A 14,385-nucleotide genomic window follows, 5' to 3' on the forward strand; every position below is an offset into this window, starting at 1 on the left:
GGCTTTCATATTTGCAAAAAGTTTGTGACTAACCGCCCTGAGTCTGTCGCCAGGAGGAGAATTCCGCGATGGTTTTCGAGGCGATCTGCTGCATGACCGAGGCGGGAACGCCTGCCCAGGGATCGGCCGCGGCCGCCGGCACGCTTTCCTGCCCCTGGATGCGGTGCAGGCGACCGCCGGCGCTGTCGAGAATGTCCCAGACATAGACCACTGTGACCTTGCCGTCGTCGCTGAAGGCTGAGAGATAGCCCTTGAGGATGTAATCGCTGCTCGCATCGGTCGAGCTCTTGATGGAAAGGCCGTGCGCGCGCGCCTCGGCGCCGAGCTGACGTGAGAGCGGGGTCACGGCCTGCACCGGCGCGCCGATGATCGGCAGGAAGCGTACGGTATTGCCGCGGCCGGAGGAAGAACTGGGCGGCAGGGCCGCGGTCTGCTGTGGCTGTTGCGCCTCGGCCGGCTGAGCCGGCTGTGCGGGAAGCCCGCCATTGGCCGCCGCCGGTGGCAGCGATTGCCCCTCGATCGGAGTAGAGGCGGCCGGCGAGGAGCCGCTCCGCGACAGGGCGTCTGCCTGCTGCTGCATCGTCGTCGGCGGCGCGCCGCTGCCGGGCCGATAGGCCTGCTGCGACTGATTGTAGGCTGGATGGTAGCCGCCCTGCTGCGCACTTGCCGCGAAACCCGGCTGGCGGGTACCCGCCAAACGCTCGGCTTCGCTCTGCGACACCGGGCTCGACGATGTCGCCCCGGAGGAATCGCCGATATCGACCTGCGGCGTCAGTGCATCGGTGGTATTGCAAGCGGTCAGCAGAGCTGTGACGAACAGGAGCGTGGGCACAATCGCAGCTCGCGTCATCCCTTGATCCGTCCTTCCCACAATTGCAATCAGCCCCACCCGAATTTATGCGGGCGGGGATGGTCGTCTGTCAATTCCGGATTCTCACCGGTCAGAGGCCGATGAAGTCGAGCGGATGCCGGGACAGCGGGCGCGGTGCATCCGCTGTCGTCAGATAGGTCTGGCCGAGCGTCATCGCCGTGCCCGTGTCGGAATCGGCGATGATCATATGCACGAAGAGCGACATGTTCGGCTCGATCGGCTGCGGATTGCCGACATGGAACATCTGGTGCTCCATCCAGGACGGCGAGAAGCGGGCGCCGAGCGAATAACCACAGGCATTCAGCCGGTGGCGAGCCAGGCCGCGCTCATCGATGATCCTGGCATGCATGTCGAAGACATCGCCGAAGGTATGGCCGGGCTTCAGCACGGTCTCAATCGCCTCGATGGTCTCGCGGCAGGCGTTGTAAAGCTCGCGATGGCGGTGCGTCGGCTCGCCGACGACGATCGTGCGCATCATGGCGGCGTGGTAATGCGCATAGGCGCCGGCCCATTCGAGCGTCAGCTGGTCGTTGGCGTCGAGCTTGCGGCGGCCGGCCTTGTAGCGGCAGAGCAGGGCGTCGGCGCCGGAACCGATGATGAACTCGTTGGCGGGATAGTCGCCGCCGCCGGAAAAGATCGCGCCCTGCATGGCGGCGAGGATATCGGCCTCGTCGGCGCCGGGCTTCGTCAACCGGATTGCGGCATCGAGCGCATCGTCGGCCAGAACGGCGGCGCGCTCGACATAGGCGACCTCGGTCGGGCTCTTGATCAGGCGCAGGCGGCTGACGAGGTAGGAGGCGTCGACGATCTGGCCGAAGGTGGTCAGTTGCGCGTCAAGCAGGCGGGCGACGCGGCCGGTCATGCCGTGCGTATCATATTCGACGCCGATGCGGGTGCCGAGCAGATCCATCTCGACCAGCAGGTTCTTCAGGTCGAGCGTCGGATCGGCATTGACCCGGTCGACCCAGATATGGATGTCCTCGAGGATCGAGGTGTGCCTGGCCTGGCGAAGATCGGCCGAGCGGGTGATCAGCGCCATGGTGCCGTCGCTCTTGACGACCAGCGTCTGGAAGAAGCAGTAGCCGAAGGTGTCGTAGCCGGTCAGCCAGTACATGCTTTCCTGGGCGAAGAGCAGCAGGGCGTCGAGCTTTTCTTCCTTCATCTTCTCGGTGAGGCGCGCAAGCCGGCTTGCGAATTCAGCCTTTTCGAAGTGCAGTGCCATTCTGCTCAAGTCTCCCTGATTGATATCGCGGAAATCTGGCGGCCGTAATCCGGCTCCTTGCGATGTGTCGTTCTGCGATAGGAAAAGAAGCGCTCGCTGTCCGGATAGGTGCACAGGCCGAGACTTTCGGCGCGCACGCCGGCTTTCGTCAGCCGATCGACGGTCAGCCCCGGCAGGTCGAACATGGCGTGGCCTGATGTTGCGGAAGGCACGAAGAAGCGATCGTCATCCGGGTTCTCGGCGACGAAACGCTCGACGAACTCGGGACCGACTTCATAACTTGCCTGGCTGATCGAGGGGCCAAGGCAGGCGACGATGCTGCCGCGGTCCGCACCCAGCGCCTCCATGGCGGCGATGGTATTTTCGAGCACGCCCGTCAGCACGCCCTTCCACCCGGCATGGGCGGCGCCGATGACGCGGTTGTCGGGGTCGGCGAAAAGGATCGGCCCGCAATCGGCGGCGAGCACGCCAAGCGCAATGCCGGGGGCCGCCGTCACCATCGCATCGGCGTCGGGGCGGGCACCGTCGTAATTGGCGCGGATCGTCACGACATCGGGGGAATGAACCTGATGCACGGTTGCCAGCCGTTCGACCGGCAGGTCGAACCAGGCGGCGACACGGCGGCGGTTTTCCAGGACCTTGTCGCGTTCGTCGCTGGAGCTGAGGCCGACATTGAGGCCGCGATACAGCCCTTCGGAAACGCCGCCGGCCCGAGTGAAATAACCGTGGCGGATGGTGCTGCCCGCCGCTTCGTTCAGCAGCGTGCTTTCGATCGGTGCGGGAGAGGCCGCGTCCTGCATCTGTGATTCCGGGGTTTTTAAGGGGTTTGTTATTATCCCAAGCGCATCGCATATGCGGCGCGCTTCAAGTTCTTGTTGCGCTGGGATGTTGAACCAGCCGCGTGCGCCCTGTCAATCCACCGGGCGAAAGGGCATGAGATCGACGGCGGGATGGGAGACCGCCATTACCTTGAAGAGTTCGCCCATCCGGCCTTCACCGGCGCCGGCGAGCCTTTCGACCGCCGTCTGGATGATCTGCTGGGTTTGCTGCTCGCGGTCGCGGCCGAGGGCGGCCGCGCGCTCGAGGATGCCGAGGCCGGTCAGAAAATCACCCTGATGCAGGGCGCCGTTCAGATGGACGCCGGCCGCAAGCGCCGTTTCGGCGAGCTGCTGGAAGTCGACATGGCTCGTCAGATCGGCTTCACCGGGATGGGCGAGCGGCGGGTCGAATTCATGCATGCGCACGGCTTGCAGCGTATCGCCGAAGCCGGTGACGAGATGACCGTAGTCGATCGCGAGCGCCGTGCCGCCGAAGGCGCGCAGCCGCTCGCAGATCGCCATCATCACCGCCTGGCGGGCCGGCGAGATCTCGAAGAGCGTACCGACCGGCACGTTCTGCACCGGTTCGGGAAGAAGCGCGGGATCGAGGCCGGCGACGCCGGCGGCGAAGGTCAGTTCGCCATCGGCGTCGATGCCGACCATGCGTTCGCGGAAACCCGTCGGCATGCGGACGAACTGGCGGATCGGGATGGCGTCGAAGAGTTCGTTGGCGGCAATCAAGGTGAAGCCTGATGGTACTTCGTCGAAGCCATCGTGCCAGGAAATCTTCTCGCCGTGGGGTTCGAGCGTCTGGCTCTGGACGTCGCGCAGGCGCTCACTGGTTTCGACGAGATGCACGGTCATGGCGTCGAAAAGCGGTGGAGCGATGCGGGAGATGACGCGCAGCATGTCTGCCATCATCGTGCCGCGGCCAGGGCCGATCTCGACGAGGCGGACGTCGGCCGGCGTGCCGTGACGCTGCCACGCATGGACGATGAAGACGCCGATCATCTCGCCGAAAATCTGGCTGACCTCGGGCGCGGTGACGAAGTCGCCGGAACGGCCGAAGGGCTCGCGGGTGCGGTAATAGCCGTGTTCGGGATCGGCGAGGCACAGCGAGAAATAATCGGTGACGCTGATCGGGCCGTTCGCCTGGATGATCGCCTTGATCTTTTCGCCTAGAGCGGTGGTCATGTCGCGCGTCCTGCCGTTTCAGAGCTGCAGCGCAGCCTGGCGGCGGGCCCGCAGCATCGCCCAGAGGCCAAGCAGGATCATCGGGAAAGAGAGCACCATGCCCATGGTCAGCCAGTTCGTGCCGATGAGGTAACCGATCTGGGCGTCAGGCTCGCGGAAGAATTCGACGAAAATGCGCGACAACGCATAACCGCAGACAAAGACACCCGTGATGAAACCGGGGCTTTTCAGCGCCCGCATGAAATAGACGAGGGCGGCCAGCACCAGCAGCAGAACGATGCCTTCGAGGCCGGCTTCGTAAAGCTGGCTCGGATGGCGGGCGAACGGGCCGCCGGTCGGGAAGACCACGGCCCAGGGCACGTCGGTCAACCGGCCCCAGAGCTCGCCATTGATGAAATTGGCGATGCGGCCGAAAAACAGCCCGAAGGGAACGACAGCAGCGACGATGTCGAACAGGCTCCAGATCGGGATGGCGTTGCGGCGGGCAAAGAGGATCATGGCGATCGTCGTGCCGGTCAGGCCGCCATGGAAGGACATGCCGCCGTTCCAGATCTCGAGCGCGCGGACGGGACTGCGCAGGACGGCAGGGAGATCATAGAAGAAGATATAGCCGAGACGGCCGCCGAGGACGACGCCAAGCGCTGCCCAGACGATGAAATCGTCGAGCTGCGTCCTTGATATCGGCGAGACGTTGCCGGGCCAGAGACTGTCATTGGCGGCGAGGCGGCGCGCATAGGCCCAGCCGAGCAGGATGCCGGCGACATAGGCAAGACCATACCAGTGAATCGCCACCGGACCGATCGAAAAGGCGATCGGATCGATATCCGGGAAAGGCATGATGGCAAGGAGATTGGCTGCTGTCGGCAAGGTTTTCCCACCTGTTTGGTTGCGCGGAACATGCCGCTGCGATCCCGGACGGTCAAGTCCATTGTTCGTGATGGCCCGTTTGCGGCCGCTTCCCGAGGCCTATCCCGTGCAAAGCGCTTGCATCGTCGATGGTGAAGCCCTACCTCAATCCTCGAGGCCCCGAAGGGCTGAATTCACCTCATGCGAAGGGAGAAAAACGCCATGACGACCGGAACGAACCGCATCATGGACGAATTCGCCAAGCTGATGACCGATGCGGCCGGTGCCGCCCAGGGCGTCCGCAAGGAGATCGAAACCGCGTTCAACGCCCAGGCCGAGCGTTGGCTGAACAGTATGGACGTCGTTAAGCGCGAGGAGTTCGAGGCCGTGCGCGAGATGGCGATCAAGGCACGCGACGAGAACGAGGCGCTCGCCGCCCGCGTCGCGGCACTCGAGGCGAAGCTTGCCGGCGAAGGGCACTGAAGTCCCGATATGACGCAGGTGCGGCACGTCTTCCTGGCAGATGCCGCATCTGTCACAAAAAATTCAGGTGAGTTTTCCACCTGTGGACACTGCCAAAAAAGCCAATTCGCAGAGTCGCTTATTCTCCCTTCTGAATTGAATTTCGAAGAGCCTTTCCACAGTGGCCGGTCCTATTTTCCGTTCGGGGGGCTGGCAGGGGGCAAGGGGCGCTATACACTGATTTTAAATGATGATTCGAAGCGACTTGGTAAGCTCCGGGCAGGTTATCTGCGTTAAGTCTGGCAGCGGTTCAACGATCATCCGAGTGGTGGTTTCCGGTATTTGCGTGTGTCTTTCTTGTGTTCGTACACCAAGTTAAGTCGCATTCGTTCCGGTCAAGAAGGTGCTGCATGAACCTGATGGAATTGGAAGTCGAGCGTCAGTCGAACCCGGTCGATATGATCGAGTACGTTGCCTCCAGCAACGACTGGTCGTTTGAACGGTCCGGCGAGGACGAGATCGCGATGACGGTCGAGGGTCGCTGGACGGACTATCACGTCTCCTTCTCCTGGATGGAGGAGTTCGAGGCGCTGCACCTTGGCTGCGCCTTCGATATCAAAGTTCCCGACATCAGGGTCAACGAGGTGGTCAAGCTGCTCTCGGCGATCAACGGGCAGGTGCTGATGGGTCATTTCGATCTCTGGCGCCAGGAAGATGTCGTCATTTTCCGCCAGTCGCTGCTGCTCGCCGGCGGTGCAGAGCCCACCAACCGTCAGGTGGAGGTGCTGCTTTCCAGCGCGCTCGATACCTGCGAAGCCTATTTCCAGGCATTCCAGTTCGTCGTCTGGTCCGGCATGGAAGCGACGAAGGCGATGGAAGCCGTGCTGTTCGAAACAGTCGGCGAGGCATAAGATGCCGACGAAGCGTTTCTCCTCGACAAATCCCGTCCTTTTGATCGGCGCCGGAAACATGGGCGGGGCGATGCTATCGGGCTGGCTGAAAAGCGGCGTCCCGGGCTCGGCCGTCATTGTCGTCGATCCCGGTCCGTCGCCGGCGATGCTGGCGACGATCAACGAAGCTGGCGCCACCCATGTGACCGCGCTCCCGGCGGATTTGAAGGCAAGCGTGCTGTTCCTCGCGGTCAAGCCACAGGTGATGGAGACGGTGCTGCCGACGGTGAAGAGTGCGATCGGGCCGGACACGGTCGTCGTCTCGGTCGCGGCCGGCAAGACGCTCGGTTTCCTCGAGAAGCATCTGGGTAAAGCCGCCATGGTGCGCGCCATGCCGAACACGCCCGCTATGGTTGGGCGCGGCGTCACCGGCGCCTTTGCCAATTCAGGGGTCAGCGATCAGCAGCGTGAGCGCGTCCATTCCCTTCTGCGCGTCTCGGGGCCTGTCGAGTGGGTGCCCGCGGAAGCCGATATCGATGCCGTGACGGCGCTTTCGGGCAGTGGTCCGGCCTATGTCTTCTATCTCGTCGAATGTATGGCGGAGGCAGGCCGTAAACTCGGTCTGCAGGCGGACCTCGCCATGCGTCTTGCGCGGGAAACAGTCGCGGGGGCTGGTGAACTTTTGCACCAGTCCCCCGACGGCGCTTCGCGGCTGCGCGAGAATGTGACCTCTCCCGGCGGCACGACGGCGGCGGCGCTCGCCGTGCTGATGGCAGAGGACGGCATGCAGCCTCTGTTCGACGCGGCACTCGCGGCGGCGCGCAAGCGGGCCGAGGAACTGGCCGGCTGACGGAGACGACATGGCCGAAGAGATCACCTATGCCGATTTCGAGCGTGTCGATATTCGTGTCGGCACGATCATCGAGGCCAGCCCCTTTCCGGAAGCGCGCAAGCCGGCGATCAAGCTGGTGATCGATTTCGGCCCTGAGATCGGCACGAAGAAATCCTCAGCGCAGATCACCGTGCATTATATGCCGGAAAGCCTGATCGGCCGGCAGGTGCTCGGCGTCGTCAATTTCCCGCCGCGCCAGATCGGGCCGTTCCGCTCGGAAGTGCTGACGCTGGGATTCGAGGACGAGAACGGCGCGATCGTGCTTGCGGCCGTCGAGCAGCCGGTGCCGAACGGCCGGAAGATGATGTGAGCGGGCGGAGCGCAGCTTCGCCGCCCATTCTCCACTAGGTCAGATTTCCCGCAAAAACGGATTGCTTCGCCGCTCATCGCCGATGCGGCTGCCGGGACCGTGGCCGCAGATGAAGCCGACGTCGTCGCCGAGCGGCAGCACCTTGTCGCGGATCGAATCAAGAAGCTGCTGATGATCGCCGCCCGGCAGGTCGGTGCGGCCGATCGAGCCGTTGAAGAGCACGTCGCCGAGATGGGCGAAATTCTGCGCGCGGTTGAAATAGATGACGTGGCCGGGGGCATGGCCGGGCGTGTGATAGACCTCGAATTCGTGGGCGCCGAAGGAGATCTTGTCGCCATCCTTCAGCCAGCGGTCGGGCACGACGTTACGCAATCCTGATATGCCGTATTTCGCAGCCTGGCTCTCGACCCGCTGCAGCAGCGGCAGATCGTCCTGATGCGGGCCGACCACATCGACCCCGAGGGCCTCCTTCAGTTCGCTGGCGCCGCCCGCATGGTCGAGATGGCCATGCGTCAGCCAGATTTCCTTGATGGTCAACCCGTTTTCCGCGATCGCCTGCAGGATGAGCGGCACGTCGCCGCCCGGATCGATGACGACGCCTTCCTTGGTATCTGGATCGAAGAAGATCGTGCAGTTCTGCTGGAAGGGTGTCACCGGAATAATGCCGGCCTGGAGCATGCCCATAGGTGCCTCGCTTGGTGTCTCGGATATCCAGGGTATAGTCCGAAACCACGGCGAGGACAGCCGGAATCTTCTCCCATTTACGGTCGGCCTCACGGCAAAAAGACAGACTGCAACAAGAGTTTATACCTGCTTTTGTCATCGTCATCAGGCGAAGAAATCGGGTTTTATTCAATTTTTCAAGGCACTTGCAGGAATTCTCATAGAGGCGATGTTCCGCCGGGCTGAGCGCATGGGAACATCGTGGAACCCCGCACGTTGTCAGCCCATCGAAACCAAGGAGACGCTCACATGACCTTAAAGAGAAACATTCTGCTGGCAGGCGCGGTGCTGATAGCGAGCGCCGGTCTTGCGCAGGCGGAGATGATGGCGACGACGGTCGATGATCTCAACGTCCGCGCTGGCCCCGGCCCGCAATATCCCTCGGTCGGTCTTGCCACCCGCGGCTCCACCGCAGTCCTCGACGGCTGCATCGAAGGCAGCCGATGGTGCCGTGTCGACGTCAACGGCATGCGCGGCTGGGTCTATGCCGATTATCTGCAGGTCGATCATGGCGGCAGCCGCGTTATCGTCGAGGAGCATCGTGCCGAGATCGGCGTTCCCGCCGTCACCTACGAGTCGACCGCAAGCGTCGTTCCGGCCGAGCCGCAGCCGGCGCCGGGCGACGAACTGCTCGGCCCCGTCGGGTCGGTCGAGACCATCACTCCGCCGGAGACGGTTCGCACCTATATCGACACCAATCCGGGTGAGACGGTGCGACTTGGCGGCGATGTCGTCGTCGGCGCGGAAGTGCCTGCCGATGTCACCTTCCAGACGATCCCCGACTATGAGTACCGCTATACGAGGATCAACGACCGGCCGGTGCTGGTCGATCCCGGTACGCGCCGGATCGTCTACGTCTATCAATGACGTGAATCGGCAAGAACTGAGGCGAGGCGGAACGTCGGGCCGCCTCGTTCCAGGGCAGTTCTCCCTGCCTTAATCCCGCATCGGTTGATTTTCTTAACGCTGTCTTCCGAAATATGATAAAATCCTAATATGCCGAAGGTTCGGCATGGATCGGCGATCGGGGAGATCGCCAGAGGAGGAAATCATGGAAGCGCTACTTCCGCTCATCACACAATTGATAGCCGGTGCAATCGGCGGCAATGCCGCGAGCGCCGCTTTGAAGCAGCACGCGATCAATGTCGTCGCTCGTACGATCGCAGGCGCGATCGGCGGCGTCGGCGGCGGCATGCTGCTCAGCATGGTCGGCGGGGAAGCGGCTATGACCGGCCTGCTCGCCGACGGCATCGGCGGCCTGATCGGCGGCGGTATTCTCTCGACGCTCGCCGGACTGGTCATGGCACGGGCGCACAGGTAAAGAAGGCCCGGCAGACGTTTACCGACAGCGCCGCGCCTGTTTTGGGACGCGGAAAGGCTGCTGGAGCACGTTGAATGGCTGCGTAATTTTATCCTTAAATCGGTTCCGATTTGAGGAATTATGCAGTGGCCGGACCGATCGCGTGAGGCTCTTATCCGGCGGCGACTGCGGCCGGATAGACCTCCTTCATACAGTCGTTCGTCAGCGCTTCGGAGATCATCGACGGCGTGAAGCGATACGGACCGCTTTCCGAAACCGGGGTAACTTCCGGTTGATGCGATTGGCCTGCGCCGAAACGTTCATCATCTTGCTGTCTCGCGCCAGGCAATTGGACCGAGGCATGCCTAAACCCCTGGCGCTTCGGGAGCTCGACGGTCGCCGCGGGCGCCATGCCTGTTGATTGTTGTCCCCATTACGTTTTATCCACAGACGGAAGGGGAACTCGCGTATTGCGTCGGTGTGCCGGACGGCCTTGGTTTCCAGAAATGCCAGGGACATGAGAGGCCGTGCGGGGCTCCCGCAGAGTTCGGGGAAGCTGGCCGCGATTCAAATTTATGTCAATAAAGCTGACATATCCTCGCGAAGGTTTCCCTATGCGCGGAAACAGAAAGGAAATGCCGAGTGTCACGACAGACCGGCCCGAAAGCAGGCAAACCAGAGCCGCTGGCCACGCCGATGGAAGATACCGATATTATAGATTTCGAGATCATCGAGTTGTTCTTCTTCGCCTATCGCGACTTCGTTTCCGATCCCGACGCCATCCTAGAAAAGAGCGGTTTCGGCCGGGCGCATCACCGCGTCGTGCATTTCGTCAACCGCAATCCCGGCATGACGGTCGCCGATCTTCTCGATACGCTGAAGATCACCAAGCAGAGCCTCGCAAGGGTGCTGAAACAGCTGATCGATTCAGGCTATATTCGCCAGGTCGCAGGCCCCGAAGACCGGCGACAGCGCAAGCTCTATCCGACGAAATCGGGACGAGAGCTGGCGCTTGCCCTTGCCGAGCCGCAATCGCGCCGCATTGAGCGGGCATTCGAAGGGGCTTCTGCGGAGGTGCGGGAGGGCGTAAAAGCTTTCCTCAGAGGGATGCGGGACAGACAGAGGGCGGAGTGAATGGCGGTCAAGACAGGTATTTCAGACGATGCGGCGCATTTGCTGGTGGTCGATGACGACTCCCGCATCCGGGCGCTGCTCAATCGTTATCTCGCCGAGAACGGCTTCCGCGTCACCGTCGCTGCCGATGGCGCCGAGGCGCAGCGCAAGCTCACCGGTCTCGATTTCGACCTGATCATCATGGATGTGATGATGCCCGGCGAATCCGGCATCGACGTCACCCGGGGGCTTCGCGCCATCAAGAACGTACCGATCATCATGCTGACGGCGCTGGCGGAATCGGGCAATCGCATCGAAGGCCTCGAGGCAGGCGCCGACGATTATCTTTCCAAGCCCTTCGACCCACGCGAACTGGTGCTGCGCATCAACAACATCTTGCGCCGAAATGCCGGCGGCGAGGGACCGAAGATCGAACAGGTGATGTTCGGCCCCTACACCTTCTCGCTGACCCGCAAGGAGCTGAAGAAGGCCAGCGAGGTGATCCGGCTCACCGACCGCGAGCAGGAGATCATGCTGCTCTTTGCACGGCGCGCCGGCGACACGATCCCGCGCCACGAACTGATCGGCAACGACACCGAAGTCGGCGAGCGGACGATCGACGTGCAGATCAACCGGCTGCGGCGCAAGATCGAGGACGATCCCGCCAATCCGGTCTGGCTGCAGACGGTGCGCGGCATCGGATACAGGCTGAGCATCGACTAAACTCAAGGTTCGGGACCGGCGCTGATGGTGACGATCGACAGCTTGCGGCGGGAAGACCGCACTCCTGCGCAGGGTTGGCGCTGGATCGTCCGCTGGCTGCGCCGCCGGCTGCCGACCGGACTTTACGCGCGCTCGCTGCTGATCATCATCATTCCGATGGTGCTCCTGCAATCCGTCGTCGCGGCCGTCTTCATGGAGCGCCACTGGCAGATGGTGACCGAGCGGCTGTCGCTTGCCGTCACCCGCGACATTGCCGCGATCATCGAGATCATCGAGACCTATCCGCAGAATTCGGACTACAGCGAGATCATCCGCATCGCCCGCGACCAGCTCAGCCTGCAGATCTCGATCGAGCCGGATGGCGACCTGCCGCCGCCGCGCGTCAAGCCGTTCTTCTCGATCCTCGACGGCATCCTCAGCGACGAGATCACCGACGAGATCCACCGGCCTTTCTGGATCGACACGGTCGGCAATTCGAACCTCGTCGAGATCCGCATCAAGCTGGAAAACAAGATCTTGCGGGTGCTGACCAAGCGCAGTCAGACCTATGCCTCGAACACCCATATCTTCATCGTCTGGATGGTCGGTACGTCGCTGGTGCTGATCGGCATCTCGATCCTTTTCCTGCGCGGGCAGATCCGGCCGATCCTGATGCTGGCGCGAGCGGCCGAAAGCTTCGGCAAGGGGCAGAAACCCGATAATTTCTATCCGCGCGGGGCCGACGAGGTCAGGCGCGCCGGCCTTGCCTTCATCCTGATGCGCGAGCGGATCGAGCGGCAGATCGAGCAGCGCACCGCGATGCTCTCCGGCGTCAGCCATGATCTGCGAACCATCCTCACCCGCTTCAAGCTGCAATTGGCGCTCGCCGGAGACAATCCCGACCTGCACGGGCTGAATGACGACGTCAACGATATGCAGACTATGCTGGAGGCCTACATGGCCTTCGCCCGCGGCGAGGTCGAAGAGGATGTCGGCGAGCTGAAACTCAGCGAGATCTTTGCGAAGCTGGAATCCGATTTCGCCCTGCACGGCAAAAAATTCAGCTATTCGATCGAAGGCGATGACGACATATCGGTCCGGCCGAACGCCTTCATGCGTCTCGTGACCAACCTTGCCTCGAACGCGCGCCGTTATGCCGACCGCCTCGACATCGAGGCCAAGCACAATGCCAAATGGCTGACGGTCATCTTCGACGATGACGGGCCGGGCATTCCCGAAAAGAATCGTGAGGACGTGTTCAAACCATTCTTCCGGCTGGATACGGCGCGCAATCTCGACGCATCGGGGACCGGGCTCGGGCTTGCGATTGCCCGCGACATTGCCCGCAGCCATGGTGGCAACGTCACGCTGAGCGACAGCCCGCTTGGTGGACTAAGGGCAACGATCCGCATCCCAGCCTAACAGGCCTGCATCAAATGAGCTGGATCAATTGGGCTGCAGCGAGACGTTAAGCGACATGAGCAGCTGTCTTTTCGCGGTCTCGAACGAGGCCGATGCCCGATCGCGCTTCCTCGGCAGATCGATGCGGATCTCCTCGAGAATGCGCCCCGGCCACGGTCGCATCACGATAATCCGGTCGGCAAGGACGAGCGCCTCGTCGATATCATGCGTCACCAGCACGAGCGTTGGGCGCGTTTCGGCCCATATGTCGAGCAGGTGATCCTGCAGATCGGCGCGCGTGAAAGCATCGAGGGCCGAGAAAGGCTCATCCAGCAGCAGCACTTCCGGTCGGGTAATCAGTGCGCGAGCGATTGCCACTCTCTGGGCCTGGCCGCCGGACAACTCCTTCGGCCAGCGTCCGCCCAATTTCCCCAGGCCGACCTTTTCCAATGCGGCCTCCACCCGTTGCCGGCGGTCATCACCTTCGAGCTCGGCGAGGCCGAAGCCGACAAAGTTTGCGACACTCAGCCAGGGGAAGAGGCGTGGCTCCTGAAAGATGAGATTGATCAGCGGATGCGGCTTGGTGACCTGTTCGCCATTCAGCTCGACCGTTCCCTGCGTGGGAATGTCGAGACCGCTGATCAATCGCAGCAACGTGCTCTTGCCGCAACCGGATCCGCCGATGACGGCGACGATTTCTCCCGGAGCCAGCCCGAGCGAAAAGCCCTCCAGTGCGCGCACCCCATTCGCATAGGTTTTTTCCAAGTTTCGCAGCGTCAGCATCGGCTCATCCCTCCCGCCTGTAACTATCCTGCCAGGTCAGGAAGGGTGCCGTCGCCGCAAGCAACAGGCTGTCCGTCAACTTGCCGACGACCGCGAAGGTGATGATGGCAGCCATGATCTGGTCCGGCTTGCCCATTTGCTGGCCATCAACGAGGAGATAGCCGAGGCCCTCCGAAGCGCCCATGAATTCCGCTGCGACGACGAACATCCAACCGAGGCCGAGGCCGGATCGCAAGGCAGTCACATAGGCTGGAAAGACCGCAGGCAGCATGACCCGCCGCACCAGTGCGAAACCGGAAAGCCGGAAGATGCGGCCGACCTCGACAATCTTGCGATCAACCGACAGGATCGCGCCGGAGATGCCGAGATAGATCGGAAAAAACACCCCGACGGCGATCAGCGCCACTTTCGATGTCTCGAAGATCCCGAACCAGAGAATGAAGAGCGGCACCCAGGCGATCGACGGGATGGAGCGGAGCGCCTGAAGCGACGGATCGATCAGTCGGCGGGCGAGACCGAAATATCCCGTTATGGCGCCGGCGATCGTGGCCGTGGCGGCGCCGATCGCAAATCCGAAGAATACCCGGACGGTGGTGATGCCGATATGGTCGAGCAATTCGCCGGACCTCAAGAGCGCCCATAGCGTCGCTGCGACCCTGGATGGTGGCGGCATGAGACGGCCTGAGAACCAGCCGGCCGCGACCGCAATCTCCCAGAACAAGAGGCCGAGCGCAGGCAGCAGAACGGCCACCGCCATCCGGTTGCTCACGCCATAAAAGATCGAAGCCGCGACCGGGCGCGGCGTCCTTGTTTCCGTCTTGATACCGGTTTCGGCCAAGTCCGTCATAGCGATGATCG

At 62.5% G+C, this 14,385-nt stretch carries 17 protein-coding genes; 9 read left to right on the top strand and 8 right to left on the bottom strand.

The window, feature by feature from the left end; all coding sequences use genetic code 11:
- Positions 1 to 28: 28 nt before the first annotated feature.
- The 5 genes from FHX10_RS01875 to lgt form a co-directional block, all read right to left on the bottom strand.
- Positions 29 to 850, bottom strand: coding sequence for a hypothetical protein (locus FHX10_RS01875; protein WP_047611232.1), 822 nt, complete (start codon positions 848 to 850; stop codon positions 29 to 31).
- 91 nt (positions 851 to 941) lie between these two features.
- Positions 942 to 2,093 carry a M24 family metallopeptidase gene (locus tag FHX10_RS01880; RefSeq protein ID WP_047611230.1) on the bottom strand — a complete coding sequence of 384 codons (1,152 nt, stop codon included), beginning with the start codon at positions 2,091 to 2,093 and terminating at the stop codon, positions 942 to 944.
- A gap of 5 nt (positions 2,094 to 2,098) precedes the next feature.
- Positions 2,099 to 2,893, bottom strand: coding sequence for a peptidoglycan editing factor PgeF (pgeF, locus tag FHX10_RS01885; protein ID WP_047611227.1), 795 nt, complete (start codon positions 2,891 to 2,893; stop codon positions 2,099 to 2,101).
- A 111-nt stretch (positions 2,894 to 3,004) separates the two neighbouring features.
- Positions 3,005 to 4,105 carry a class I SAM-dependent methyltransferase gene (locus tag FHX10_RS01890; RefSeq protein WP_063474533.1) on the bottom strand — a complete coding sequence of 367 codons (1,101 nt, stop codon included), beginning with the start codon at positions 4,103 to 4,105 and terminating at the stop codon, positions 3,005 to 3,007.
- Between the two features lie 18 nt (positions 4,106 to 4,123).
- Positions 4,124 to 4,972 (bottom strand): prolipoprotein diacylglyceryl transferase, encoded by an 849-nt coding sequence (gene lgt, locus FHX10_RS01895; protein ID WP_063474534.1) that lies wholly within the window; start codon positions 4,970 to 4,972, stop codon positions 4,124 to 4,126.
- Positions 4,973 to 5,173: 201 nt separating this feature from the next.
- On the opposite strand from lgt, the gene FHX10_RS01900 reads away from it, so the two are divergent.
- From FHX10_RS01900 to FHX10_RS01915, 4 genes are all read left to right on the top strand, one after another.
- The gene (locus tag FHX10_RS01900; protein ID WP_063474535.1) at positions 5,174 to 5,434 is read left to right on the top strand and encodes an accessory factor UbiK family protein; all 261 of its coding nucleotides are present in this window, start codon (positions 5,174 to 5,176) and stop codon (positions 5,432 to 5,434) included.
- Between the two features lie 389 nt (positions 5,435 to 5,823).
- On the top strand, positions 5,824 to 6,324 hold the full coding sequence (locus FHX10_RS01905) for a YbjN domain-containing protein (protein ID WP_184389046.1): 501 nt from the start codon (positions 5,824 to 5,826) through the stop codon (positions 6,322 to 6,324).
- Position 6,325: 1 nt separating this feature from the next.
- Positions 6,326 to 7,153: a pyrroline-5-carboxylate reductase gene (gene proC, locus FHX10_RS01910; RefSeq protein ID WP_063474536.1), complete on the top strand. Its 828-nt coding sequence runs from the start codon at positions 6,326 to 6,328 to the stop codon at positions 7,151 to 7,153.
- 10 nt (positions 7,154 to 7,163) lie between these two features.
- Entirely contained in the window at positions 7,164 to 7,505 is a 342-nt protein-coding gene (locus tag FHX10_RS01915; RefSeq protein ID WP_063474537.1) for a tRNA-binding protein, read from the top strand.
- Positions 7,506 to 7,544: 39 nt separating this feature from the next.
- On the opposite strand, the gene FHX10_RS01920 is transcribed toward FHX10_RS01915, so the two are convergent.
- Positions 7,545 to 8,189, bottom strand: coding sequence for an MBL fold metallo-hydrolase (locus FHX10_RS01920; RefSeq protein WP_047611207.1), 645 nt, complete (start codon positions 8,187 to 8,189; stop codon positions 7,545 to 7,547).
- Between the two features lie 288 nt (positions 8,190 to 8,477).
- Here FHX10_RS01920 and FHX10_RS01925 point away from each other — a divergent pair, with 288 nt between their 5' ends.
- The 5 genes from FHX10_RS01925 to FHX10_RS01945 all read left to right on the top strand — a co-directional run bounded on the left by FHX10_RS01925 (position 8,478) and on the right by FHX10_RS01945 (position 12,765).
- Complete coding sequence (locus FHX10_RS01925; protein WP_047611204.1) at positions 8,478 to 9,095, top strand: DUF1236 domain-containing protein; 618 nt, start codon at positions 8,478 to 8,480, stop codon at positions 9,093 to 9,095.
- 184 nt (positions 9,096 to 9,279) lie between these two features.
- The gene (locus tag FHX10_RS01930; protein WP_047611201.1) at positions 9,280 to 9,549 is read left to right on the top strand and encodes a hypothetical protein; all 270 of its coding nucleotides are present in this window, start codon (positions 9,280 to 9,282) and stop codon (positions 9,547 to 9,549) included.
- 621 nt (positions 9,550 to 10,170) lie between these two features.
- Positions 10,171 to 10,662 (top strand): MarR family winged helix-turn-helix transcriptional regulator, encoded by a 492-nt coding sequence (locus tag FHX10_RS01935; RefSeq protein WP_047611199.1) that lies wholly within the window; start codon positions 10,171 to 10,173, stop codon positions 10,660 to 10,662.
- Positions 10,663 to 11,364, top strand: a complete 702-nt coding sequence (locus FHX10_RS01940) for a response regulator (protein WP_018073989.1) — start codon at positions 10,663 to 10,665, stop codon at positions 11,362 to 11,364.
- Positions 11,365 to 11,388: 24 nt separating this feature from the next.
- Positions 11,389 to 12,765: an ATP-binding protein gene (locus FHX10_RS01945; protein WP_063474541.1), complete on the top strand. Its 1,377-nt coding sequence runs from the start codon at positions 11,389 to 11,391 to the stop codon at positions 12,763 to 12,765.
- A 24-nt stretch (positions 12,766 to 12,789) separates the two neighbouring features.
- Here FHX10_RS01945 and FHX10_RS01950 read toward each other — a convergent pair whose 3' ends face one another.
- Positions 12,790 to 13,527, bottom strand: a complete 738-nt coding sequence (locus FHX10_RS01950; RefSeq protein ID WP_184389049.1) for an ABC transporter ATP-binding protein — start codon at positions 13,525 to 13,527, stop codon at positions 12,790 to 12,792.
- Positions 13,528 to 13,531: 4 nt separating this feature from the next.
- Positions 13,532 to 14,374, bottom strand: a complete 843-nt coding sequence (locus tag FHX10_RS01955; protein ID WP_047611189.1) for an ABC transporter permease — start codon at positions 14,372 to 14,374, stop codon at positions 13,532 to 13,534.
- Between the last annotated feature and the right edge of the window lie 11 nt (positions 14,375 to 14,385).

It is taken from the genome of Rhizobium sp. BK591 (genome assembly GCF_014195045.1).
Taxonomy (GTDB): domain Bacteria; phylum Pseudomonadota; class Alphaproteobacteria; order Rhizobiales; family Rhizobiaceae; genus Rhizobium; species Rhizobium anhuiense.